Genomic DNA, 24,567 nt, shown 5'->3' on the forward strand with positions numbered 1-24,567 from the left:
GAGAACCTCTTCAATTTATCAGGTCGATACTGTGACGAAAGATGAACTGCGCGCCGAACTCGAGCGCCAGGCAGAACGTTACAAGGATGTTTATGGTGGTGAAGTCACCACTTATGCTGCCCAACCGGAACCGGAACGCAAACCCTGGCGCAAACGTGCCAGCCTCCTTGACCAAGCCTTCTCCGAGGAACTGGAGAAGATGGAAAAGGAACGGCGCCCCGAAGAGCCTTGAGCTCAGGGCGTGATCGCAATGCGCCATGGTGCTGAACGCCATGGCGCCGTGCGCTTTTTCTGCAATCGACGATGATGAAATGGAATTACACAAATTTCATACAATCGTTTGAATCCCGTGAAACCCTTTGATTGATCGCGTATTCGCTGCATTTCAACGAAATTAACGGTTTTTTATTCGTCGATTTCGCTTTGCTTCCTACCGCCGAACCGGCATGGCGGCATTAGAAAAGCTGCCATCTGTCTGTCACGGGTGCATCGATTGCCATGGTTTTCTGGCATAATCCGGCCCCCCTACGACCGCCAGAAAACCTTCATGATCGATTTATTCAGCGGACTGGATGCCTGGGTAGCCGTGAGCCTGGTGCTCGCCCTCACCTTCGTGCTCGCATTCGAGTTCATCAATGGCTTTCATGACACCGCCAACGCGGTAGCCACCGTCATCTATACCAAAGCCATGCCGCCGCACCTGGCCGTGTTCTTCTCGGGTGTGTTCAACTTCCTCGGGGTTCTGCTCGGCGGTGTCGGGGTGGCCTATGCCATCGTGCACCTGCTGCCGGTCGAGCTGCTGATCAACGTGAACACCGGGCATGGCCTGGCCATGGTCTTCTCCCTGCTCGCCGCCGCCATCACCTGGAACCTGGGAACCTGGTATTTCGGTATCCCGGCGTCCAGCTCGCACACCCTGATCGGCTCGATTCTCGGGGTTGGCCTGGCCAACGCACTGCTCAGCGACATCCCGCTGGGTGACGGCGTGAACTGGCAGAAAGCGATCGACATCGCCATGTCGCTGGTGGTCTCGCCCATGGCCGGCTTCGCCGTTGCCGCACTGGTGCTGATTGGCCTGAAATGGTGGCGCCCGCTGTCGAAGATGCACAAGACCCCGGACCAGCGCCGCAAGCTCGACGACAAGAAGCACCCACCCTTCTGGAACCGCCTGGTGCTGGTGATCTCGGCCATGGGCGTGAGCTTCGTGCACGGCTCCAACGACGGCCAGAAAGGCATTGGCCTGATCATGCTGGTGCTGATCGGTATCGTCCCGGCCAAGTTCGTTCTCGACCTGAACAGCACCACCTACCAGATCGAGCGCACCCGCGACGCCACCCTGCACATGAGCCAGTTCTACCAGCGCAATGCCGCCACGCTTGGCGAGTTCCTGGCGTTGGGCAAGGCCAAGTCGAACGACCTGCCGGAGCAGTTCAGTTGCAACCCGCAACAGACCGAGCCAACCATTGCCGCGCTGCAGACCTCGCTCCAGGGCGTGACCGACTACCGTGACCTGAACGCCGAACAGCGTGTGGAAGTACGTCGTTACCTGCTGTGCCTGGACGACACCGCGAAAAAGGTCGGAAAACTGCCAGGGCTGGATAGCCGCGAGAAGGCCGACCTGGAAAAACTGCGCAAGGACCTCACCGCAACCACCGAATACGCCCCGTTCTGGGTGATCGTCGCCGTCGCACTGGCCTTGGGCCTGGGCACCATGGTCGGCTGGAAGCGTGTGGTACTGACCGTTGGCGAGAAGATCGGCAAGCAGGGCATGACCTACGCCCAGGGTATGTCGGCACAGATCACCGCAGCTTGCGCCATCGGTATGGCCAACGTGTTCAGCCTGCCGGTCTCGACCACCCACGTACTGTCGTCGGGTGTTGCCGGGACCATGGTCGCCAACAAGAGCGGCCTGCAAGGCGGCACGGTGAAGACCATCCTGCTGGCCTGGGTACTGACCCTGCCAGCCTCGATGGGCCTGGCGGCTGGCCTGTTCTGGCTCGCCTCCAAAGCGATCGGCTGACACCTGCAGCATTGAAAAAGGCGCCCGCGACGGCGCCTTTTTCATGCCTTGGGGAAACTCAGCGCTTCTTGCCTCCCAGCAAAGATCCCATCAAGCCTCGCACCAGTTGCCTGCCCAACTGGTTGGCGGCCTGACGCACCGCCGACTTGATCGCCTGCCCTGCCGCACTCTGCAAGAATTCACCCGCCTTGTCGGCCAGGCTGTCTGCGTCAGCCTTGGGCTGAGGCGCCGGCTCCACCGGCTCGCCCTTGCGCTGGGTCAGCAGCTCATAGGCCGACTCACGGTCGATCGGTTTGTCATAACGTCCTGCCAGAGGCGATTGCGCGATCAGTGCACTGCGCTCCGCCGTGGTGAGCGGGCCGATCCGCGATTGCGGCGGCGCCACCAGCACGCGCTGGACGACCTCTGGTGTCCCCTTGTCCTGCAAGGTGCCCACCAACGCCTCGCCGATCCCCAGTTCGGTGAGCACCGTCAGGGTATCGAAGGCAGGATTGGGGCGAAAACCGTCGGCCACGGCCCTGAGCGACTTCTGCTCCTTGGCAGTGAAGGCCCGCAGCCCGTGCTGGATGCGCAAGCCCAGCTGCGCCAGCACGGCATCGGGCAGGTCGGCCGGGGACTGGGTAACGAAGTACACCCCCACACCCTTCGAACGGATAAGCCTCACCACCTGCTCCAGACGATCCTGCAGGGCCTTGGGTGTCCCGTTGAACAGCAGGTGCGCTTCGTCGAAGAACAGCGCAAGCACCGGCTTGTCGGCGTCGCCGCGCTCCGGCAGTTGCTCGAACAGCTCGGCCAGCAGCCACAGGAGGAAGGTCGCATAGACCTTTGGCGCCTCGTGCACCAGGCGGCTGGCGTCAAGCAGGTGGATGCGCCCGCGACCATCGCTATCGACCCGCAGCAGATCCTCCAGTTGCAGCGCCGGCTCACCGAACAACGCCTCGGCCCCCTGCTGTTCCAGCGTGGCCAGGCGCCGCTGCAAGGCTTGGGTCGAAGCGGTGGTCATCAGTGCGCTATCCTCGCCCAGCAGCTGCGGGTTGTCCTTCAGATGCCCAAGCAGCGCCTTGAGGTCTTTCAGGTCGAGCAGCAACAGCCCCTCGCGGTCGGCAACCTTGAACGCCGCATAGAGCGCCGCCTGCTGGCTGTCGGTCAGTTCAAGCAGGTTGCCCAGCAGCAACGGGCCCATTTCGCTGAGGGTAGTGCGCAACGGGTGACCACTCTGCCCGGGGATGTCCCAAAGGCTCACCGGGTAGGCCTTGGGCTGGTGGGCGAGCCACGGCATCCCGGCAATGCGTTCGGCCACCTTGCCCTGGGGCGAACCCGCCGCCCCCAGGCCACACAGGTCTCCTTTCACGTCTGCCGCGAACACCGCCACACCCGCGTCGCTGAACACCTCGGCCAGACGCTGCAGGGTCACGGTCTTGCCGGTGCCGGTCGCTCCGGCGACCAGTCCATGGCGGTTGGCCAAGCGCATGGCCTGGCTGACCGGCATGCCGTCTAGACCGGCACCTACAACGATTTGCGAAGAATCCGACATCTTATTTCATCCTCTTCTCAAGCTTTGCCTAAAAGCGGCCGATATGCAGAGGCGATATTGACCCGAAATACAGGACACAACCCACCAAGGCTCACCGGATTGTTGCACTGTTTTCTGCTGTGCTTCGTGCGAGCGACCCGATAAAACCTTAGCGGACCCGACGACGTCATGAACAAAAGCCTTCGTTTCAGCCACAAGATTCTCTTGGCGGCCTCTCTGATCGTGATACTGGCCTTTGCGCTGTTCACGTTGTACAACGACTATCTCCAGCGTAATGCCATTCGCGCCAATCTGGAGAGTTACCTGGCAGAAATGGGCCAGTCCACGTCCACCACGATCCGCAACCTGTTCGAAGGGCGGATCCGGCTGGTGGAAAACCTTGCGCAGAATATCGCTCAGCATCCGGCCGATGCCGAAACCCTGATGGGGCAACAGGCGCTGATCTCCAGTTTCCTCACGGTCTACCTGGGCAAGGTCGACGGCAGCTTCAGCGTGCGCCCCGACAGCAAGATGCCCGACGGCTACGACCCGCGCGTACGCCCCTGGTACAAGGACGGCATGGCCGCCAGCGGCCCCCTCCTCACCGAACCCTACATCGACATGACCACCAACAAGATGGTCATGGGCATCCTCGACAAGGTTTCCAGCGATGTCGGCGTGGTCGGCGGCGACCTGGCGCTGGACGGCCTGGTACAGATCATCAACTCGTTGAACTTCGGCGGCATGGGCTACGCGTTCCTGGTCAACGACCAGGGCAAGATCCTGGTGCACCCGGACAACGCCCTGGTGATGAAATCGCTGTCGGAGGCCTTCCCACAGAACACTCCGAAACTGTCCCGCGAGTTGACCGAGGTGCAGGTCGACGGCCAGGCGCGACTGCTCACCTTCACGCCCATCCAGGGCCTGCCTTCGGCCAACTGGTACATCGGCCTGTCGGTGGACAAGGACAAAGCCTTCAGCATGCTCAGCACCTTCCGTAACTCGGCGGTGATAGCCACGCTGGTGGCGGTGGTCATCATCATCGCCCTGCTCGGCCTGCTGATCCGCGTGCTGATGCAACCGCTGCACACCATGACCCGTGCCATGGAGGACATCGCCGAAGGTGAAGGCGACCTGACCAAGCGCCTGAACATCCATAACCATGACGAGTTCGGTGTGCTCGGCAGCGCATTCAACCGCTTCGTCGAACGGGTGCACAGCTCGATTCGCGAAGTCTCCTCGGCCACCGAGCAGGTCAACGAAGTGGCGCTGCGGGTGGTCAGCGCCTCCAACTCCTCGATGCTCAACTCGGACGAGCAGGCCAACCGCACCAACAGCGTCGCCGCCGCCATCAACGAGCTGGGCGCCGCGGCTCAGGAAATCGCTGGCAATGCCGCACAAGCCTCGCAACATGCCAGCTCTGCCCGATTGCTCGCCGAAGAAGGGCAGCAGGTGGTCGAGCACAATATCCAGGCGATGAACCGCCTGTCGGCGCTGATCGTCAGTTCCAGCGCGCATATCGAGGCCCTCAACGACAAGACCGTGAACATCGGCCAGATCCTCGAGGTCATCACCAGCATCTCCCAACAGACCAACCTGCTGGCGCTGAACGCGGCCATCGAGGCCGCCCGTGCCGGTGAGGCCGGCCGCGGCTTCGCGGTGGTGGCCGACGAGGTGCGCAACCTCGCCCACCGTACCCAGGAATCGGCGCAGCAGGTCCAGGGGATGATCGAGGAGTTGCAGGTCGGCGCCCGCACGTCGGTCGAGACCATGGACCAGAGTCAACGCCACAGCCAGGACGGCGTGCAGATCGCCAACCAGGCCGGCGAGCGCTTGGGCAGTGTGACCCAGCGCATTGGCGAGATCGACGGCATGAACCAGTCGGTGGCCACCGCCACCGAGGAACAGACCTCGGTGGTGGAGTCGATCAACATGGACATCAACGAGATCAACACGCTCAACCAGGAGGGCGTGGAAAACCTGCAGGCCACCCTGCGCGCCTGCTCCGATCTGGAACAGCAGGCCGCGCGCCTCAAGCAACTGGTGGGCAGTTTCCGTATCTGACGCCTGAGGGCTGTACAGCACCTCTGGGAGCGGCGGGGTATCCCGACTCGCCCGCTCCCGCAGCGGGCAAGCCAGGACGCCCCGCCGCCCAATCCCGATCGAACAAACTATCCTTCATAAAGGTCAATCTTTAGGCGCGTCACCGTCGGTCTGTTACCGCCGGATGACAGACCCGAAGACGATCCCGGAGGGATGCTGATCGTGCACATCGCTGACATCACCATGTTCTACGCCCCGGCCAGCGGCGGTGTACGGACCTATCTTGATGCCAAACACCATCGCCTCGACGCCATGCCCGGCGTACGCCACAGTCTGCTGATCCCCGGCCCCAGCGCCCGTGATGCCAATGGCATCTACCAGGTGCCCGCGCCGCCCCTGCCGTTCGGCAAGGGCTACCGTTTTCCGGTACGCCTGACGCCCTGGTGCAACGAGCTACGCCGCCTCAAGCCTGACCTGATCGAGGTCGGCGATCCCTACCTCACCGCCTGGGCCGCCCTTGAAGCGCGACGCAAGCTGGACGTGCCGGTGATCGGCTTCTATCACTCCGACCTGCCATTGCTGGTCAGCAACCGCATGGGCAACTGGTTCACCCCCAATGTCGAAGCCTATGTCAGCAAGCTCTACGGCAATTTCGACCGGGTGCTGGCGCCGAGCCAGGTGATGGCCGACAAACTGCGCCGTCTTGGCGTGCGGGATGTGCATGTACAGCCCCTGGGGGTCGACCTGAATACCTTCCACCCCGACAGGCGCGATCCGCACCTGCGGGCCCAGCTCGGCCTTCCCGACACCACTCGTCTGCTCGTCTTCGCCGGTCGCGGCTCGCGGGAGAAGAACTTGCCAGTGCTGCTCGAGTGCATGGGCCACCTGGGTCGCCATTACCACCTGTTGCTGGTCGGCTCGAACATGCCGGCCAACGTGCCGGACAACGTCAGCGTGATCGACCACTTCTGCCCCGCCGATGAAGTGGCCCGCCTGCTCGCCAGTGCCGACCTGTTGCTGCACGCCGGCGACCAGGAAACCTTTGGCCTGGTGATACTCGAGGCCATGGCCAGCGCCACACCGGTGGTCGCCGTGCGCGCCGGGGCTTTCGGCGAGATCGTCAACGACCAGTGCGGGCGCCTGTGCCAGGCCAACGACAGCCAGGCAATGGCCGGGGCAGTGCGCGAAATCTTCGAAGCCGGCGTGCGCCCCCTCGGCGCCCAGGCCCGTCGCCATGTGGAGCAGCATTACTCATGGGACAGCGTGGTCGATGGCCTGCTGCTGCACTACCAGGCCGTGCTTGGCCTGTCGCCACAGGTACGCGCCCATGCGTGAAGCGCCCGCCGATTCGCGTAGCCTGATGCTGGTGCTGCACGATGTCGCGCCCGAAACCTGGCCCGACTACCGCCCCTTCGTCGAAGCCGTCGATGCAATGGGCGACGTGCCCATGACCTGGCTGGTGGTCCCGGACTTCCACCACCGCAACGCATTGGCCCGTTCCCCCGACTTCTGCCGCCTGCTCGATCGGCGCCTGGCGCGCGGCGACGAATTGGCGCTGCACGGTTTCTACCACGCCGACGATGGCCCTGCCCCACGCGGGCCTGCCGAGTACTTCATGCGCCGGATCTACACCCATGAGGGCGAGTTCTATGCGCTGGAGCAGCGCGAAGCCCTGCAACGTCTGGAGGCGGGCCTGGCCCTGTTCGCCAGCCAGGGCTGGCCGGTCGCAGGCTTCGTCGCGCCCGCCTGGCTGATGAGCGAAGGCACCCGCCAAGCCCTGCGCCGCCTGCCGCTGCGCTACACCAGCACACCGCAGCACCTTTATCGGCTGCCGGACTTCACCGCGATCGAAGCTCCCGGACTGGTCTGGAGCGCCCGCAGTGCATGGCGCCGCGGTATGTCACGGGTGCTCTGTGACTGGCAGGCTCGACGTTGGCGCCAGGCCGAAACCCTGCGCCTGGGCCTGCATCCGGTGGATATGCGCCATGCCAGCGCACGCAACTATTGGTTGCGCACCCTGCGTGAATTGATCGAGCAAGGGCGTGAGCCTCTGACCAAATCCGCCTGGCTGGAGCGCAGGACCTGCCCATGAACCGCCTCGCCTGGCTGGGGCTGGCACTGGTGCTCGCCGTGCTGGTGCCGGGTTTGCTCGGCGGCAGCCAACTGTTGCCGCGCCTGCAGACGTTCGACCCTGGGCTGATGGCAACGCTGCTAGGCATGATTCTGCTGTGCTGGATCATCAACGCCGTGCGCCTGCGCTTGCTGCTCGGCCAGCAGGGCGCGCAACTGGGCAGAGTACGCAGCCTGGGTGTGGTGATGGCGACCGAATTTGCCATCTGCACTACGCCCGGCGGTAGCGGAGGCCCTTTGACCCTGATGACACTGCTGGCCCGCGAACGCATTGGCCCCGCCCGCAGCGGCGCAGTGTTCGCCATGGATCAGTTGAACGACCTGCTGTTCTTCTTCTGCGCCATGCTGGCCATCGCCGGCTACGCCCTGTTCCACAGCCTGGGCCGCAGCCAGGAAAGCATGTTGCTGGGCAGTGCCGCCTTGCTGTGTGGCGTGCTGGCGGCAATCGTCGTGCTGCTGCGCTGCCGTCGTGGCGTGATGCGCTGGAACGGCCGTCTGCTGCAACGCCTGGGTTTGTCGACAAGCCGTCGTCGGCGCTGGGCACGTAGGCTGCTGCGCTTCATCCGGGCACTGGCCGAAACCTGGCGCCTGCCCAAGCGCACGCTGGCGCTGGTATTCGCCCTCACCTGCGCGCACTGGAGCTTGCGCTACAGCGTGCTGTATCTGGTCTTGAGGGGGCTGGGGGTGGAGCTGTCGTGGATACCGAGCTTCCTGGTGCAGATGCTCTCGCTCAGTGCCGGCCAATTCAGCCTGCTGCCAGGCGGTGCAGGGGCCGCCGAGCTGACGTCGGCGACCCTGCTGTCGCCACTGGTGGGCAGCTCGACAGCGGCGGCGGCGATCCTGATCTGGCGCGCCGTCACTTATTACTTCTATCTGCTCGCCGGGGGGCCGGTGTTCGTCTGCCTGCTGGCGCGCCCGTTGCTGGAGCGCTGGCGGCGTCAGGCGGGTTGAGTTGCTCCCAGAGCTCGGCGGCACCTTCGAACTCGGTACCGTCTTCGTCGCTCAACGCCTCGGGATCGTAGCGCGCCAGGCAGCCTTCACCGAGTGTCGGCGGAGGCTGGGCGCCAGCCTTGTCACGCGGATCGGCCATCTGGGCGGGCTCCGGTCAGTCGAAGACCACGGTCTTGTTGCCGTGAACCAGCACGCGGTCTTCCAGGTGGTAGCGCAAACCCCGCGCCAGCACCATTTTCTCCACATCACGACCGAAGCGAACCATATCCTCGATGCTGTCGGCATGGTTCACACGCACCACGTCCTGCTCGATGATGGGACCTGCGTCCAGCTCTTCGGTGACATAGTGGCAAGTGGCACCGATCAGCTTCACACCGCGCAGTGCAGCCTGGTGGTAGGGCTTGGCGCCGACGAACGATGGCAGGAAGCTGTGGTGGATGTTGATCACACGCCCCGCGTAGTCCTGGCACAACTGTGGCGGCAGGATCTGCATGTAGCGCGCCAGTACCACCACATCAGCACCATGCTCGGCAACCAGGCGCGAAACTTCGGCGAAGGCCGGGGCCTTGTCCTTGGGATCGACCGGCACGTGGAAAAACGGAATACCGTGCCACTCGACCATGCTGCGCAGGTCGTTGTGGTTGGAGATCACGCACGGGATATCGCAGTCCAGTTCATCGGTGTGCCAGCGGTGCAGCAGGTCGGCCAGGCAGTGCGACTCGCGACTGGCCATCAGCACCACGCGTTTCTTCTGCGCCGAGTCGGTGATATTCCAGCTCATCGAGAACTCTTCGGCGATCGGCGCAAAGGCCTCGCGGAAGGCCTCGATACCGAATGGCAGCGATTCGGCGCGGATTTCATGGCGCATGAAGAACCACCCGCTCTGCTCGTCGGAATGGTGGCTGGCTTCGTTGATCCAGCCGTTGTACAAGGCCAGGAAGTTACTGACTTTTGCCACGATGCCGACACGGTCGGGGCAGGCAATCGTCAGACGATAGGTGCGCATGGATCAGACTCCGGAAAACTTCGCAAAGGCGCACATTCTAGCCATCTGCCGTGAAAAAGGCAGTAACCATTGGCCTGTGTGGCGGCTCAATGCCGCCCTGGACCCTCCGCGGGCTGGCGGATGAGGTGAGAAGATAGGCATAAGGCAATATGTAAATTTTTCTTTACCGACGCATTCTTATTGTTGCGTCACAATGATTCGACATTTCACACCCTTATTAATTGTTTACTTGCGAGTATCGCCTGTCTATTATTGGCCCACTGTCTCTCTGTACATTCACCAAGGAACACTCCATGTCCCTGATCAACGAATACCGCGCCACCGAAGAAGCTATCAAGGAACTTCAAGCTCGCCTCGCCAACCTGTCGCAAGATGACAAGCTGAAGAAAGAGCTGGAATTCGAAGGCAAACTGCGCGCACTGATGGGCGAATACTCCAAGTCGCTGCGTGACGTGATTGCCCTGCTCGACCCGGAATCCAAACTGAGCAAGGCCCCGCGTGGCGCTGCCAAGACCACCAGCACCAAACGTGCTCGCAAGGTCAAGCAATACAAAAACCCGCACAACGGTGAAGTGATTGAAACCAAAGGCGGCAACCATAAGACCCTGAAAGAATGGAAAGCCAAGTGGGGTGGTGACGTGGTTGAAAGCTGGGCAACCCTGCTGGACTGATCCAGACAATTGCGTATGGCTTCAACAAAACGCCGGCTGATCGCCGGCGTTTTTATTTATTCTGTCAACCCATAGTGCATTCGCAGTTTCCCGGCATGCGCCAGCCAGGCCTCCAGCACCTGCCGCCCGGCATCGTCCGCATTGGCCAGACTCGCCTGCGCCGCCTGCTCGAAATCGCCCAGGGTGTTGGGCGCTCCCAGCTGCGGATCGCTCAGGCGCTGCTGGCAGAAGCGATGCCAGCGTTGTTGCTCCTGTTCGTTCAGCGTGTCGATAAAGTTGCGCGCTCGATAACGAAACAATAGCTCGGGCATGCGCGCATCATCGAACATCCAGTGCCCCTGCCCCAACTGTCGCGGCTCGCTCAAACGAACTTGCTCGCACAGGCGCCGATCACGATCCCCGAGAAATCCCTCGTACAACTGTTGCTCAGGATCTTCGCTGGGTGCGAATTCATCAGCGCTGTAAACGTTCTCCAGCTTGTCCCGCCACACGTCATGCTGCTGAATCAATTGTTCGACGCGAGACTGAACAAGCGACATATCCAGACCCAGTCGCTGTTGATCGACCGGGCGCAATACGTTCAATGGCGCCACCACCGGGCACTTGTTGATGTGCACCAACTTCAGCGGAACCGGCAATTCGCCGTCAGCCAACTCCTCGCGCCGCGTGTACAAACGCGAACGCAATACCTCGGCACTTTCCCTTATTAAAGGCAAGGTTTCCATGTGCAGGTCGCACACAATCAGTGCATTGCGATTACGCGGATGCCAGGCCAAGGGTAATACCACCCCCAGGTAACTACGTTCGCTGGAGAAGCGCCCGGAGATATGCACCAGCGGCTGGAGCAGACGAATCTGCTCCATGACTTTGTGCTTGCTACGCAACTGGAACAACCAGTCATAAAGTTTGGGCTGGCGTTGGCGAATCAGACGAGCCAACGCGATGGTGGCCCGGACATCGGACAGGGCCTCGTGGGCATGACCGTGGTCGATGCCGTTGGCCTTGCTCAGCAACTCCAGGCGCAGGCTGGTGCGCCCCTCCTGCTGCGGCCAGACGATACCTTCCGGGCGCAGGGCATAGGCGGTACGCACTACATCGATCAAGTCCCAGCGGCTGTTGCCACCCTGCCACTCACGGGCGTAGGGGTCGAAGAAGTTGCGGTAGAGGCTGTAGCGAGTGACTTCATCATCGAAGCGCAAGGTGTTGTAGCCTGCGCCACAGGTGCCGGGGCGCGACAACTGTTCATGCACCCTGGTCATGAACTCCGCTTCCCCCAAGCCTTTGGCGATCAGCTGTTCAGGGGTGATACCGGTGACCAGGCAGGCGGCGGGGTGCGGCAGGATGTCGTCGGAGGGGCGGCAATACAGGTTGACCGGTTCGTCGATCTCGTTGAGCTCGAAATCGGTGCGTACGCCTGCAACCTGCAGCGGTCGGTCGCAGCGCGGATTGATACCGGTGGTTTCGTAGTCGTGCCAGAAGATGCTGGAGCTCACGGTGTCGTCCTGTACAAAGTTCGCGGACGAGTCTACCGGAGGAACGCCTTCAGGCCGACTCGTTCATCGGCCTGAAACTGAAGAAGTCGCGCAGCGAGCTCACGAACTCCTCGTACTCGCGCGGCGCCTGTAGCAGCATGAAGCCGGCATCGTAATGCCCCGGGGTCTGGTCCTCGCGGCTCCACAGGCAACTGGCGGTAAGATTGATGAACTGATGGCCACCGCCTGCCAGCGGCACACGCAACTGCAGCTCGAAATCCGGGCCGACCATGATCGGGAGCTGGCTGATCACCATGACCCCATCCTCGGAGGCATTCCCCAGGTAACCAATCTCCTGATCGGTCAACCGGTTGAAGACCTTGAGCACGTAAGGCAGTTGATGACGATCGATCTGACGTTCGATGAACATGATTCTCCGTACCCTATGCCAGGAAGACCAGGTACTGGCGGTGAGCGTTACACCTACTTTACAGCCTAGCTTAGCCTGAGCGGCGGCCCCGATGAAATCATTGTCACCTTGGTATTAACGCAAAGGGGTAGTCGGCGCAGGGCGGGTCACCGCAGGCTCACCACGCAGATGGCCAAGCTGCTCCAGGGTCTGCAGGCGCGCTTGAGCACGGTAGGCATACTCGTTCTGCGGGTAGCGCTGAATCAGGAACTGGTAGGTCTGCGCTGCATCGACATAGAGTTTCTGCCGCTCCAGGCACTGGCCACGCAGCATCGCCACTTCCGGATGGATGAACGGGCGGGCACGGCTGGTGCGATCGACCTGCGACAGCTCCAGCATCACGCGCTGGCAATCGCCACGGTCGTAAGCGCGATAGGCGTTGTTCAGGTGATGGTCCATGGACCAACGGGTGCAGCCGACGACACTGGCCGCCATGGTTAACACGATCAGGGCTCGCATGGGAATTCTCCTTTGATGGGCAGTATATCGGCCTGCGCCCCGATTTCTTCAGCGCGCCGATGCACCCTTCATCCCGCAGACGCCCGGCGGCAAGCGTCTACCTGTAACCTGCTGCTTGTAGGGTGCTGCCGACGGTGCAACCGCCCTCTCGCCAACCTGCAAGGTAGTGCAACGGAACAATGACTACAGCTCAATTGAGGAGTAGCCTTTCGCTGCGCTTCACTATAGGAGTCTGTGCATGACCATCCGCCGTACCAAAATCGTCGCCACCCTGGGCCCCGCCAGCAACTCGCCGGAAGTGATCGAACAACTGATCCTCGCCGGCCTGGACGTGGCACGTCTGAACTTTTCCCACGGCACTCCGGACGAGCACAAGGCCCGCGCTCGCCTGATCCGCGACATCGCCGCCAAGAACGGCCGCCACGTCGCACTGCTGGGCGACCTGCAAGGTCCGAAGATTCGTATCGCCAAGTTCAGCAACAAGCGCATCGAACTGAAGATCGGTGACAAGTTCACCTTCTCCACCGCCCACCCGCTCACCGAAGGCAACCAGGATATCGTCGGCATCGACTACCCCGACCTGGTCAAGGACTGCGGTGTAGGTGACGAGCTGCTGCTCGACGACGGTCGCGTGGTCATGCGCGTCGAAACCGCTACTGCCGACGCGCTGCATTGCGTGGTGATCGTCGGTGGCCCACTGTCCGACCACAAGGGCATCAACCGCAAGGGTGGCGGCCTGACTGCACCGGCCCTGACCGAAAAAGACAAGGCCGACATCAAACTGGCCGCGGAAATGGACCTGGACTACCTGGCCGTCTCCTTCCCGCGTGACGCCAAGGACATGGAATACGCACGCAAGCTGCGTGACGAAGCCGGCGGCAGCGCCTGGCTGGTGGCCAAGATCGAGCGTGCCGAAGCCGTTGCCGACGACGAAACCCTCGACGGCCTGATCGCTGCTTCCGACGCGGTGATGGTTGCCCGTGGCGACCTCGGCGTGGAAATCGGCGACGCCGAGCTGATCGGCATCCAGAAGAAGATCATCCAGCACGCGCGCCGCAACAACAAAGCGGTGATCGTAGCGACCCAGATGATGGAGTCGATGATCCAGAACCCGATGCCGACCCGCGCCGAAGTATCCGACGTGGCCAACGCCGTGCTGGACAACACCGATGCGGTGATGCTGTCGGCCGAAAGCGCCGCCGGCTCGTACCCGATCGAAGCGGTGCAGGCCATGGCGCGCATCTGCCTGGGCGCCGAGAAGCACCCGACCAACCAGAAGTCCAGCCACCGCCTGCACACCACCTTCGAGCGCTGCGACGAGAGCATCGCCCTGGCGGCGATGTACACCGCCAACCACTTCCCTGGCGTGAAGGCGATCATCGCCCTGACCGAAAGCGGCTACACCCCGCTGATCATGTCGCGGCTGCGCTCGCATGTGCCGGTCTTCGCCATGTCGCCGCACCGCGCGACCCAGGCCCGCGTTTCGATGTTCCGTGGCGTCTACCCGATCGCCTTCGATCCGGCTTCGCTGCCGGCCGACAAGGTCAGCCAGGCGGCTGTCGACGAGCTGCTCAAGCGTGGGCTGGTCGAACAGGGTGACTGGGTGATCCTGACCAAGGGCGACAGCTACCACACCATCGGTGGCACCAACGGCATGAAGATCCTGCACGTCGGTGATCCGCTGGTTGGTTGATGCCTAAGCCGTGGCAACGGCCTCAGGCGCCCCCAAAAAAGACCGCTCTTCGGAGCGGTCTTTTTTTTGGTAGCCCGCGATAGGCCGCGGCTGCAAGAACGTCAGGCATGCTCGACGAACACGTCAGCCAACACCTGATTTCTCGGCACACCGGCGATGAACAGTCTGCGCGCGAAGCGCTCGACACTTGCGGGCGATCCACAGAGCAAAGCGATGGTCTGGCGAGAGGTCGGACGCAAGCTGGCAAGCGCCTCCTCGAGATGTTCCTGCAGCACGCATTCGGCATCGATGCCATGCATCTGGTGCAGCGCGGGTTGCAGGTAATGCCCGGCAGCGTCGCGTGCCACATGCATCACCTTGATTTCTGCCCGATGGCCTTGACGCAAAGCCTCTCGCACAACGCCCCACAGCGGGGCTAGGCCGGTACCTGCCGCCAGAAACCACAGCGGCCGCTCCTGCCAGTCGGGGTCGTAGTGCAGCGCGCCCCCTCTGAGCTCCCCCAGAACCATCTGGTCGCCAATTTTCAAGCCCCGCGCCTGGTCGCAGAAGGCGCCTGGACGTCGGCAGTCGATATGAAATTCGAGAAATTCATCCTCGCCCGGCAGGCTTGCCAGCGAATAAGGTCGCGCCACCGACCCCAGCCACAGCACCAGATGCTGGCCGGCCCGATAGCGCAAGCCACGCTCGGGTCGCAGCCGCAGACGCAACACATCGCCCAGCCAATCGACCTCAATCACCTTCGCAGGCAGGCCGTCGGTCAAGGGATCGAACACGGCAACCCGCATATCGCCGGCCACCCGGCATTGGCATGCCAATCGCCAGCCCTGCTCACGCTTGTCGTCCGGCAAGGCTTCGGGCCGGGCGTCCTGCGGCTCGCCATCGACGCAACGCACCAGGCAGGCGTGGCAACTGCCGGCCCGGCAACTGTAGGGCACGTTCAGGCCGGCGCCATTGAGGGCGTCGAGCAGGTTGCTGCCGGTTGGAACGCTGATGCAGCGCTCGCCCACACGAAGATCGGGCATGTACGAAGGGTCTCCTGAAGTCTGTTGCCATTGTACAGAGCGCCAGCAAGAACGATGCCTGGCAGCGGCCGACCATGGTCCAGACCACTCGCAGGTGTTTCCCACGGGCAGCCGCGCTATACTGCCGCGCCCTTTTTGTGCCGGCCTGACCTGCCGGTGCGCCTTGCAAGGCCTTTCGACGCGCTGGTCGGCTGTGTCGATGCCTTTACGAATGTTCCCGTCTTTAAGAGGAGCGCGCTGCATGACCGTGATCAAGCAAGACGACCTGATTCAGAGCGTTGCCGACGCCCTGCAATTCATCTCGTACTACCACCCCGTCGATTTCATCCAGGCGATGCACGAAGCCTATCTGCGTGAAGAATCGCCCGCTGCCCGCGACTCCATCGCCCAGATCCTGATCAACTCGCGCATGTGCGCCACCGGCCACCGCCCGATCTGCCAGGACACCGGTATCGTCACCGTGTTCGTGCGCGTTGGCATGGACGTGCGCTGGGACGGCGCGACCATGAGCCTGGACGACATGATCAACGAGGGCGTGCGCCGCGCCTACAATCTGCCGGAAAACGTCCTGCGCGCCTCCATCCTGGCCGACCCGGCCGGTGCCCGCAAGAACACGAAGGACAACACCCCTGCGGTGATTCACTACTCCATCGTGCCCGGCGACAAGGTCGAAGTCGACGTCGCAGCCAAGGGCGGCGGTTCGGAGAACAAGTCGAAGATGGCCATGCTCAACCCGTCCGACTCGATCGTCGACTGGGTGCTCAAGACCGTCCCGACCATGGGCGCTGGCTGGTGCCCGCCTGGCATGCTGGGCATCGGCATCGGCGGTACAGCAGAGAAAGCCGCAGTCATGGCCAAGGAAGTACTCATGGAGTCGATCGATATCCATGAACTGAAAGCCCGTGGCCCGCAGAACCGCATCGAAGAGATCCGCCTGGAGCTGTTCGAGAAGGTCAACCAGTTGGGCATCGGCGCCCAGGGCCTGGGCGGCCTGACCACCGTGCTCGACGTCAAGATCATGGACTACCCGACCCACGCCGCTTCGCTGCCGGTGTGCATGATCCCCAACTGCGCCGCCACCCGTCACGCCCACTTCGTGCTCGATGGCTCCGGCCCGGCAGAGCTGGAAGCGCCGTCGCTGGATGCCTACCCGGAAATCGTCTGGGAAGCCGGCCCGAGCGCACGTCGCGTCAACCTCGACGAGATCACCCCCGAAGAAGTCGCCAGCTGGAAACCGGGCGAGACCATCCTGCTCAACGGCAAGATGCTCACCGGCCGTGACGCTGCACACAAGCGCATGGTCGAAATGCTCAACCGTGGCGAAGAGCTGCCGGTGGATCTGAAAGGCCGCTTCATCTACTACGTCGGCCCGGTCGATCCGGTCGGTGACGAAGTGGTCGGCCCTGCCGGCCCAACCACTGCCACGCGCATGGACAAGTTCACTCGGCAGATCCTGGAACAGACTGGCCTGCTGGGCATGATCGGCAAATCCGAGCGCGGCCCGACCGCCATCGAGGCGATCAAGGACAACAAGGCCGTTTACCTGATGGCCGTTGGCGGCGCCGCATACCTGGTGGCACAGGCGATTCGCAAGTCCAAGGTCCTGGCGTTCGCCGAACTGGGCATGGAAGCGATCTACGAGTTCGACGTCAAGGACATGCCGGTCACCGTCGCGGTGGACAGCAATGGCGAATCGGTGCACATCACCGGCCCTGCGCTGTGGCAGAACAAGATTGCCCAGAGCCTGGCTGTTGAAGTGAAGTAAGACTGCTTTAATCCCAGGCTGAAACAGCAGCGCCCCGTTCGCGGGCAAGCCCGCTCCTACAAGGAACGGGCTTGCCCGCGAACGGGGCGCTGCTGTTTCAGCACAGGATCACAGCAACAGATCCTTGAGCCAGAACGACAGCGTCTTGTCCGACTCATCCGCTTCATCAAGATCGCGCCAGGCATACGATGCACGCATGGACGGCTGATGCAGAAAGCCACGATTACGCCAGAAACCGTGTAGCGGCTTGTAGTCGTCGGGTCGTCGCGGATGGCCATTGGGCCGTTCGACGGCGCTGAACGCACAGTAATGAAAGCCGCCCAACTTGTGCGCATAGGACTCACGCTCGATGAAAAAACGCACACCCAATCCCCGCCCGCGATAAGCCGGCAGCAACACCGACTTGCCGAAATAATAGACTGTACGCGGATCGCGCCCCTGCTCGAGAAACGGCTGGCGCAACGCCTCGCTCTTGTCACTCAGCGGCAGACCGGTCGAGGCACCGACCACCCGTCCCTCGTCCACCGCCAGGATCGCCAGGCTGCACTCGCAGTCGATGTAGCGGCGAAGCGCATCGGCCTCGCACTCCGGCGTACCCTCGTAGAGGTAGGGAAACTCGCGTAGCAATGTCAGGCGCAGGCGAGCGATGTCATCGATGTAAGGCGCGATGGCAGCGCCGTGGAGCAGGCGGATTTCCATGCGGGGCGATCGCTCTGTCGATGTGGGTGAAGCGCCCGGCCAAGCCGGGCCTGAGGGGAAACCCTAACATCGGCTGCGCCATGCGCCCTTTCCCCTGCGCGACGGGTATTTCTCCAGAACCGCTACCCGGCGCTATCGCGAATCAGCCGATACGCGTGCCCAGCACCTTGAGAAAAGCCGCCAGCCACGCCGGATGCGCCGGCCATGCCGGTGCCGTCACCAGATTGCCATCCACATGCGCCTGGTCGATGGCGATATCCACGAACCGTCCCCCGGCCAACCGCACCTCCGGTGCGCACGCAGGATAAGCGCTGCACTCACGCCCTTCGAGCACCCCGGCCGCCGCCAGCAACTGTGCGCCATGGCACACCGCCGCGATCGGCTTGCCCGCCTGGTCGAATTCCTTGACCAGTTTCAGCACCCGTTCGTCCAGGCGCAGGTACTCCGGCGCCCGCCCACCGGGGATCAGCAGCGCGTCATACCCTTCGGCACGCACCTGGACGAAATCGAAGTTGAGGGCGAAGTTGTGCCCAGGCTTCTCGCTGTAGGTCTGGTCGCCCTCGAAGTCGTGGATGGCCGTGCGCACGGTCTGCCCGGCGATCTTCTCGGGGCAGACCGCGTGCACTGTGTGGCCGACCATCTGCAAAGCCTGGAACGGCACCATCACCTCGTAGTCCTCGACGTAATCGCCTACCAGCATGAGAATCTTCTTCGCCGTCATCGCATTCACTCCTTCGTTTGCAGGGAACAATCACTGCACGATAGTCCGCTTTGTCCATGACCGATATACGGCGCAGGTCTCAGTTGCGGCGATCCAGCAGATTGACTACCAGCCGATCCAGCCAGCCCCAGATCCGCTGCTGCACCCGCCGCCACAGCGGTCGGGCCTTCCAGTGATCCAGATCGACCTCCTCGCTCACGGCGAAGTCCCGCGTGAAGCTGGCCAGCACCGCTGCAGTCAGCGGCGGGTCGAGGGCTTCGACGTTGGCTTCGAGGTTGAAACGCAGGTTCCAGTGGTCGAAGTTGCACGAGCCGATGCTGACCCAGTCGTCGACCACGGCCATCTTCAGGTGCAGGAAGCATGGCTGGTATTCGAAGATCCGTACCCCGGCGCGCAGCAAGCGAGGGTAGTAACGATGGCCGGCGTAGCGCACCGAAGGGTGGTCGGTACGTGGGCCCGTGAGCAGCAAGCGTACGTCGATGCCCTTTTGCGCCGCCCGGCGCAGCGAGCGGCGCACGCTCCAGGTTGGCAGAAAATACGGCGTCGCCAGCCAGATGCGACGCTGCCCACTGTTCAGCGCACGGACCAGCGAATGCAGGATGTCGCGGTGCTGGCGCGCATCGGCATAGGCCACGCGGCCCAAGCCCTGCCCCTGCGCCGGCATCTTCGGCAGGCGCGACAGGCCGAAGTTCTCGGGCGGGCGCCAGGCTGTACGACGGTGGTTGGCGTGCCACTGGCGGTCGAACAGCACCTGCCAGTCACTCACCACCGGCCCCTCCATGCGCACCATCACTTCATGCCACTCGCTCGCCTGCTGCCCCGGTGTCCAGAATTCGTCGGTCACCCCGGTACCACCCACCACCCCCCAGTGCTCATCCACCAGCAGCAGCTTGCGGTGATCGCGGTACAGGTTGCGCAGGCCCCGGCGCCAGCGCAGGCGGTTGTACAGACGCAGCTCGACACCGGCGGCCTGCAAGCGTTGGCGAAGTGCCGAAGGGAAGGCCAGGGCGCCGTAGTCGTCGAACAGGCAACGCACCCGCACACCACGCAAGGCGGCCGACTCCAGGGCCTCGACCACCGCATCGGCACAGGCCCCCGCCTCCACCAGGTACAGTTCCAGATCGACCTGGCGCTCGGCGCGCACGATCGCCGTAAGCATGCGCGGAAAGAATTCCGGGCCGTCGATCAGCAGTTCGAACTGGTTGCCATCCCGCCAGGGGAAGACTGGCCCTGGCATGTCAACGTGCGGTGAAGATCAGCACCGCATTCACCGGCACCGACGGGTTGATGGACTTGAGCTTGGCGAACTTGCGCAGGCTTTCCAGCCCTGGCAGCAAGCCGTAATCGTCGGCCCGCAACAGTAGCGGTTCGAGGGTCACCACCTGGAAGCGCCGCTCATCGAGGCGGGTGGCCAGCAGCAGCGCGTTGTAGTTGTGAGACTGGCCGTGCAGGGTCACGGTCAGTGGCAGGCGCAACTCCAGCTGGGCACCGTTGGCCAGGTCGTTGATCGGCCGCAGGTCGAGCTGGGCCTTGACCGTCGCTTCGGGGAAGCGCTCGACCTCGAACAGGCCGTCACGCATGCGCTCATCACGCAGCGGGATACCGCTGCTCACCGAATCCATCTCGATGCTCAAGCCAGCCACACCCTTGCGGTCGATGGTGCCGTGCAACACCAGGAAGCGGTGCACCTCGGCAGTATCGCCGTTCTTGCCGGTGATGAACGACAGGCGCGAGGACTCGCCGTCCAGATGCCAGTTGGCATGGGCGGGCAGACACAGGGCCAGCAACAGGGCGGGTAACAGGCGGAGCAAAGTGGACATGTGAAACCTCGTGAAGCAAGGCCAGCCACCTTACCCTGCGGGCCTTCACGGCAGCAAGCGACAACCCTCGCGAGGCCCCTGCCAGGCAGCCTCGCTAAGCCGTCCCAGGCCTTCGGCGCGCACGCTGCGTGCGCGGCTGTCCTCTTCCAGGCGTCCCAATGGCAGGTACTGCTTCACATAAGCCCGGCAATAGGCCTCGTCAAACCCCATGACGAAGCGGCACGAGCAGTACTCCTTTGCCGAATACGCCGGGAGAATGCTCGGAAAATCCGACAGGGCCTGACGTTCGCTCCATCCCCAGGCCAGCAGGACCAGCAGCAACACCAGCAAGACTCGCTTCATGCGCCCTCCTTCGCCAGCACGGCCAGCACGCGCTTGAGCAGTTCGTTGTGGCTGTAGCTGCCGTCGCGGTCGTCGCCGTAGCGTACGATCACCAGCTTCTGCGTGGGCAACACGTACAGCGCCTGGCCCCAGTGACCGAGGGCGGCGAAGGTGTCGGTAGGTGCGTCCGGCCAGGGCGTCGGGTTGCCCGGCAGTGGCTGGTTCAGCCACCAGTGCCCACCAGGGTTGGCATCGCCCGGCACCGGCTCGGCATGGGTGAACAGGGTGCGGTTGAAGGCCACCCAGTCGGCAGGGAGCAGTTGCCGCTCACGCCAACGCCCGTCGCGCTGCATCAGCAGCCCGATGCGCGCAAGATCGCGAGCACTGAGGTAGAGGTAGGAGGAGCCGACATAGGTACCCGCAGCGTCGCGCTCCCACACCGCATGCGTGATGCCAAGCGGGGTGAACAGCGCCTGCCAGGGATAGTCGGCGTATTGATCCGGCGCGAGCATGCCGCGCAAGGCCGCCGCCAGCAGGTTGCTGTCGCCGCTGGAATAGGCGAAATGCTCACCCGGTTTCTCGGCTTGCTCCATGCCTGCGGTGTAGGCCGCCATGTCGTTGCGTCCGCGGGTATAGAGCATCGCCACTACCGAGGATTTCAGCGGCGCATATTCATAATCTTCCTGCCAGGCCAGGCCGCTGGCCCAGTGCAGCAGGTCGACCAGGCGCAGTTGCGGATGCTCACGCAGGGCGGGGTAATAGCGGGCGGCCGGGTCATCGAGCTGGAAACGCCCTTCGCCGCGGGCAACACCCAACAGCGTGGCCAGCACGCTCTTGCTGATCGACCAGGTCAGGTGCGGGGTATCGGCACTTGTGGGGGCGGCGTAGCGCTCGTACAGGATGCGACCGTCACGAATGATAACAGTGCATCGCTGCGCACACCGCTGCGAACAGCATCGTCGCGCAACGGGAAGGCATAAGCGTCGACAGCCTGCCAGTCGTACGGCGTCGGATCCTGCTGCCAGTGGCTGTCCGGCCACTCCTCGGCGAACACCGGCAGGGCGATCAACCCGAGAATACCCAGTACCACCTTCAGTCTGCCCATCGATACCTCACGCGCGGTCAATCGGCGGAGCATGCCTGGGCTTCATGACAATCCTGCAGCAGCCCAGGCCTTGGCCAGGCGCCTTTCCCGGGTCGCAGCCGCCAGCGCCAGCAGCCCCTGGTCGCGTTGCCAGAGCTGCATCCAGTGTTCGGGTCCTTCGACCAGGGCCTTGTCGATATCGACCCGCAGTGCCTGGAACTGGGCGAACAGACCGGCCAGCAACAGATGACAGCCCACGCTGTCGGCGCACTGTCGGCTGGCCTCGGCACAGGCGGCGAGCAGGCCGATCAGGCGCAGGCGCAACGCCTGCGGCCAGGCGCATTCCTGGGCAACGCCATGCAGCCATCCGAGCAGCGCAGTGAGTACGTAGAGGTCTTCGAGGGAGCGGAACGGTTTGACATAGGCATCCCAGCCATCACCGGCCAGCAGTTCGCAGGCCGCGTGCTTCAGTTCGACACGGGCATGGCCGACCTCGGGCATCAACGGCAGGGTCGGCAACGCTTCGAGGGTCACGCCGGGCTCACCAGGGTAGACCACCGCCAGGCTCAGCCGCGCGCCCTCGCCCTGCGCTTCGCTGCGGGCCGCCACCAACAGCCATTCGGCGTCGAGGCCTGCGGTGACGAAATCCTTGCGACCACTCAGCCGCAAGCCGTCGAGGCGGGTGTGCATGTCGGCCGGACGCACACTGCGCCGCTCGGTGGCGCACAAGGCCCCCAATCCAGCAGGCGCGCTGGGCCAGAGCACACGCAAGGCCGCCTGGTAACCGATCAGAAAGGCCAATCCTGGCGTGTCCATTGCGCGCCCACCCAGCGCCGCCAGCTCGAACGGCGTGACAGCGCCCAGGCGCTCCAGCGTGGCCGCGTAGGTCTCGCCCAGGGTGGCCGCCAGCGCCTGGCGCAGCGGGTCGTTGAGTCGTTGCAACCAGGTCATCGATGCTCCTCGTGAGGGGTGTCACGCAAGCATCACCAAAGATTCATGGAGGTGACACCGCGCCTACCTAGGCTGACTTTGCACAACAAAGCCGACCGGCCGCAACCCTATTTGGCTGGCTTATGGAGACTCGCAATGACTCGGATCGCTCGCTCTGGCGACAACAGCACTGAACGCCGTCTGCAAGCCGAACGCCTGGTCGGCGCTGCGGCCCTGCAGGAAGCACAGGCCCTGCGCTTCAAGGTGTTCAGCGCCGAATTCAAGGCCAAGCTCAAGGGCGCCGAACTGGGCCTGGACATGGATGACTACGATATCCACTGCCGCCACATCGGTGTGCGCGACCTGGCCACCGGCCAGTTGGTCGCCACCACCCGCCTGCTCGACCACCAGGCCGCCAGCAGCCTGGGCCGCTTCTACAGCGAAGAAGAATTCAGCCTGCATGGCCTGCTGCAACTGCAAGGTCCGATCCTGGAGCTGGGCCGCACCTGCGTCGACCCCGACTACCGCAACGGCGGCACCATCGCCGTGCTCTGGGGCGAGCTTGCCGAAGTGCTCAACGAAGGTCGCTACAGCTACCTGATGGGCTGCGCCAGCATCCCCATGCAGGACGGCGGCATCCAGGCCCACGCAATCATGCAGCGCCTGCGCGAACGCTACCTGTGCAACGAGCACCTGCGCGCCGAGCCGAAAAAGCCGCTCCCCAGCCTGGCCCTGCCGAACAACGTGATCACCGAGATGCCACCGCTGCTCAAGGCGTACATGCGCCTGGGAGCGAAGATCTGTGGCGAGCCTTGCTGGGACGAAGACTTCCAGGTCGCCGACGTGTTCATCCTGCTCAAGCGCGATGACCTCTGCCCGCGCTACGCCCGCCACTTCAAGGCGGCAGTCTGATGCCGGGCCTGCGGGCCTGTGCCCGCCTCCTGCGCCTGGTGCTGGTGCTGTTGCTGGGAATGGCCATGGCCAGCGTCATCGCCCTGGGCGAACGCTTGGGCCTGCACGCCTCCCTCGAGCGACGGCAACGTTGGACCTGCCTGTTCATGAAACGCCTGATCGGTGCCCTGCCCTTCGAGGTGCGGGTCGTCGGTGAACTGCCGCAGCGCTCGATGCTGTGGATCAGCAACCACGTGTCTTGGACCGACATCCCGGTACTGGGCATGCTCACCCCGCTGTCGTTCCTGTCCAAGGCCGAGGTACGCCAATGGCCGCTGGCCGGCTGGCTGGCGGAGAAGGCCGGCACCTTGTTCATTCGCCGTGGCGGGGGTGACGCCCAGCGTCTGCGTGAACAGATCAGCGAGCAATTGGGCCAGGCCAGACCGTTGCTGATCTTCCCTGAAGGCACCACCACCGATGGCCGCGCCCTGCGCACCTTCCACGGACGCCTGCTGGCCGGCGCCATCGACCAGGGCACGCCCGTGCAGCCAGTGGCGATCCAATACCTGCGCAACGGTGAACCGGACCCGATCGCACCGTTCATTGGCGATGACGACATGGTTTCGCACCTGATGCGCTTGTTTGCCGAGCCTCGGGGAGAGGTTTGCATTCACTTGTTGAAGCCGATTGGCAGCGCCGGGAAGGAACGAGCGGCGCTGGCGTTTCAAGCGCAGCAGGCGATTCACATGGTGTTGTTCGGGGTTGAGGAAGAGACGGTGGCTCCACGGCGTCAGGCGCGCGCTGCCTGATTCAGGCATTGCCTCTTCGCGGGTAAACCCGCTCCCACAGGGACTGCGCGGGATCTGAAAACAGCGCAGTCCCTGTGG

At 63.4% G+C, this 24,567-nt stretch carries 24 protein-coding genes and 1 pseudogene; 11 read left to right on the forward strand and 14 right to left on the reverse strand.

What is annotated here, in order from left to right; translation table 11 throughout:
- Positions 1–31 precede the first annotated feature (31 nt).
- Both ACTYOL_RS21905 and ACTYOL_RS21910 read left to right on the forward strand, forming a co-directional pair.
- Positions 32–232, forward strand: a complete 201-nt coding sequence (locus ACTYOL_RS21905) for a hypothetical protein (RefSeq protein ID WP_081255307.1) — start codon at positions 32–34, stop codon at positions 230–232.
- A gap of 315 nt (positions 233–547) precedes the next feature.
- Complete coding sequence (locus ACTYOL_RS21910; protein WP_054893788.1) at positions 548–2,020, forward strand: inorganic phosphate transporter; 1,473 nt, start codon at positions 548–550, stop codon at positions 2,018–2,020.
- A gap of 58 nt (positions 2,021–2,078) precedes the next feature.
- On the opposite strand, the gene ACTYOL_RS21915 is transcribed toward ACTYOL_RS21910, so the two are convergent.
- Positions 2,079–3,554, reverse strand: a complete 1,476-nt coding sequence (locus tag ACTYOL_RS21915) for a helicase HerA-like domain-containing protein (RefSeq protein ID WP_444757051.1) — start codon at positions 3,552–3,554, stop codon at positions 2,079–2,081.
- Positions 3,555–3,722: 168 nt separating this feature from the next.
- On the opposite strand from ACTYOL_RS21915, the gene ACTYOL_RS21920 reads away from it, so the two are divergent.
- From ACTYOL_RS21920 to ACTYOL_RS21935, 4 genes are all read left to right on the forward strand, one after another.
- Complete coding sequence (locus ACTYOL_RS21920) at positions 3,723–5,597, forward strand: methyl-accepting chemotaxis protein (protein WP_054893790.1); 1,875 nt, start codon at positions 3,723–3,725, stop codon at positions 5,595–5,597.
- A gap of 192 nt (positions 5,598–5,789) precedes the next feature.
- A complete protein-coding gene (locus ACTYOL_RS21925) occupies positions 5,790–6,911 on the forward strand; it encodes a glycosyltransferase family 4 protein (RefSeq protein ID WP_125931518.1) in 1,122 nt (373 codons plus the stop codon).
- Complete coding sequence (locus ACTYOL_RS21930; RefSeq protein WP_200603806.1) at positions 6,904–7,668, forward strand: DUF2334 domain-containing protein; 765 nt, start codon at positions 6,904–6,906, stop codon at positions 7,666–7,668. Before ACTYOL_RS21925 ends, ACTYOL_RS21930 begins: the two co-directional genes overlap by 8 nt.
- Positions 7,665–8,657 (forward strand): lysylphosphatidylglycerol synthase transmembrane domain-containing protein, encoded by a 993-nt coding sequence (locus ACTYOL_RS21935; protein WP_153773162.1) that lies wholly within the window; start codon positions 7,665–7,667, stop codon positions 8,655–8,657. The genes ACTYOL_RS21930 and ACTYOL_RS21935 overlap by 4 nt, the downstream gene beginning before the upstream one ends.
- On the opposite strand, the gene ACTYOL_RS21940 is transcribed toward ACTYOL_RS21935, so the two are convergent.
- Both ACTYOL_RS21940 and purU read right to left on the reverse strand, forming a co-directional pair.
- On the reverse strand, positions 8,563–8,796 hold the full coding sequence (locus ACTYOL_RS21940) for a hypothetical protein (protein WP_081255308.1): 234 nt from the start codon (positions 8,794–8,796) through the stop codon (positions 8,563–8,565). The two genes, ACTYOL_RS21935 and ACTYOL_RS21940, sit on opposite strands and share 95 nt — an antisense overlap.
- 15 nt (positions 8,797–8,811) lie before the next feature.
- Positions 8,812–9,663: a formyltetrahydrofolate deformylase gene (gene purU, locus ACTYOL_RS21945; RefSeq protein WP_054893794.1), complete on the reverse strand. Its 852-nt coding sequence runs from the start codon at positions 9,661–9,663 to the stop codon at positions 8,812–8,814.
- Positions 9,664–9,956: 293 nt separating this feature from the next.
- Here purU and mvaT point away from each other — a divergent pair, with 293 nt between their 5' ends.
- Entirely contained in the window at positions 9,957–10,334 is a 378-nt protein-coding gene (mvaT, locus tag ACTYOL_RS21950; RefSeq protein WP_063545971.1) for a histone-like nucleoid-structuring protein MvaT, read from the forward strand.
- Positions 10,335–10,390: 56 nt separating this feature from the next.
- Here the strand turns inward: mvaT and sbcB are convergent, their stop codons facing one another.
- From sbcB to ACTYOL_RS21965, 3 genes are all read right to left on the reverse strand, one after another.
- Positions 10,391–11,827 (reverse strand): exodeoxyribonuclease I, encoded by a 1,437-nt coding sequence (gene sbcB, locus ACTYOL_RS21955; protein ID WP_444757052.1) that lies wholly within the window; start codon positions 11,825–11,827, stop codon positions 10,391–10,393.
- A gap of 49 nt (positions 11,828–11,876) precedes the next feature.
- Complete coding sequence (locus ACTYOL_RS21960; RefSeq protein WP_444757053.1) at positions 11,877–12,236, reverse strand: PilZ domain-containing protein; 360 nt, start codon at positions 12,234–12,236, stop codon at positions 11,877–11,879.
- Positions 12,237–12,350: 114 nt separating this feature from the next.
- The gene (locus ACTYOL_RS21965) at positions 12,351–12,734 is read right to left on the reverse strand and encodes a hypothetical protein (protein ID WP_054893798.1); all 384 of its coding nucleotides are present in this window, start codon (positions 12,732–12,734) and stop codon (positions 12,351–12,353) included.
- Positions 12,735–12,972: 238 nt separating this feature from the next.
- On the opposite strand from ACTYOL_RS21965, the gene pyk reads away from it, so the two are divergent.
- Positions 12,973–14,427, forward strand: a complete 1,455-nt coding sequence (pyk, locus tag ACTYOL_RS21970; RefSeq protein ID WP_054893799.1) for a pyruvate kinase — start codon at positions 12,973–12,975, stop codon at positions 14,425–14,427.
- Positions 14,428–14,528: 101 nt separating this feature from the next.
- Here the strand turns inward: pyk and ACTYOL_RS21975 are convergent, their stop codons facing one another.
- Positions 14,529–15,449: an iron-sulfur-binding ferredoxin reductase gene (locus tag ACTYOL_RS21975; protein WP_200603809.1), complete on the reverse strand. Its 921-nt coding sequence runs from the start codon at positions 15,447–15,449 to the stop codon at positions 14,529–14,531.
- Positions 15,450–15,690: 241 nt separating this feature from the next.
- Here ACTYOL_RS21975 and ACTYOL_RS21980 point away from each other — a divergent pair, with 241 nt between their 5' ends.
- Complete coding sequence (locus ACTYOL_RS21980) at positions 15,691–17,214, forward strand: fumarate hydratase (protein ID WP_054893801.1); 1,524 nt, start codon at positions 15,691–15,693, stop codon at positions 17,212–17,214.
- Between the two features lie 108 nt (positions 17,215–17,322).
- On the opposite strand, the gene ACTYOL_RS21985 is transcribed toward ACTYOL_RS21980, so the two are convergent.
- From ACTYOL_RS21985 to ACTYOL_RS22015, 7 genes and pseudogenes are all read right to left on the reverse strand, one after another.
- On the reverse strand, positions 17,323–17,913 hold the full coding sequence (locus tag ACTYOL_RS21985) for a GNAT family N-acetyltransferase (protein ID WP_054893802.1): 591 nt from the start codon (positions 17,911–17,913) through the stop codon (positions 17,323–17,325).
- Positions 17,914–18,055: 142 nt separating this feature from the next.
- Complete coding sequence (locus ACTYOL_RS21990; RefSeq protein WP_054893803.1) at positions 18,056–18,634, reverse strand: DJ-1/PfpI family protein; 579 nt, start codon at positions 18,632–18,634, stop codon at positions 18,056–18,058.
- Positions 18,635–18,713: 79 nt separating this feature from the next.
- Positions 18,714–19,871, reverse strand: a complete 1,158-nt coding sequence (locus ACTYOL_RS21995) for a phospholipase D-like domain-containing protein (RefSeq protein ID WP_153773165.1) — start codon at positions 19,869–19,871, stop codon at positions 18,714–18,716.
- 1 nt (position 19,872) lies between these two features.
- A complete protein-coding gene (locus tag ACTYOL_RS22000; RefSeq protein ID WP_065864225.1) occupies positions 19,873–20,454 on the reverse strand; it encodes a YceI family protein in 582 nt (193 codons plus the stop codon).
- A 45-nt stretch (positions 20,455–20,499) separates the two neighbouring features.
- Positions 20,500–20,796: an amidase gene (locus ACTYOL_RS22005; protein WP_153773166.1), complete on the reverse strand. Its 297-nt coding sequence runs from the start codon at positions 20,794–20,796 to the stop codon at positions 20,500–20,502.
- Positions 20,793–21,880: pseudogene (locus ACTYOL_RS22010) on the reverse strand (serine hydrolase domain-containing protein). Before ACTYOL_RS22010 ends, ACTYOL_RS22005 begins: the two are co-directional and overlap by 4 nt.
- Before the next feature lie 42 nt (positions 21,881–21,922).
- On the reverse strand, positions 21,923–22,810 hold the full coding sequence (locus tag ACTYOL_RS22015; protein WP_200603568.1) for an acyl-CoA dehydrogenase: 888 nt from the start codon (positions 22,808–22,810) through the stop codon (positions 21,923–21,925).
- Between the two features lie 135 nt (positions 22,811–22,945).
- Between ACTYOL_RS22015 and olsB the strand changes: the two genes are divergently transcribed.
- Together olsB and ACTYOL_RS22025 are read left to right on the forward strand one after the other, a co-directional pair.
- Positions 22,946–23,701 carry an L-ornithine N(alpha)-acyltransferase gene (olsB, locus tag ACTYOL_RS22020; protein ID WP_063545976.1) on the forward strand — a complete coding sequence of 252 codons (756 nt, stop codon included), beginning with the start codon at positions 22,946–22,948 and terminating at the stop codon, positions 23,699–23,701.
- A complete protein-coding gene (locus ACTYOL_RS22025) occupies positions 23,701–24,489 on the forward strand; it encodes a lysophospholipid acyltransferase family protein (RefSeq protein WP_444757054.1) in 789 nt (262 codons plus the stop codon). Before olsB ends, ACTYOL_RS22025 begins: the two co-directional genes overlap by 1 nt.
- Positions 24,490–24,567: the final 78 nt, after the last annotated feature.

This window comes from Pseudomonas sp. A014, from assembly GCF_052378495.1.
Lineage (GTDB): Bacteria > Pseudomonadota > Gammaproteobacteria > Pseudomonadales > Pseudomonadaceae > Aquipseudomonas > Aquipseudomonas machongensis.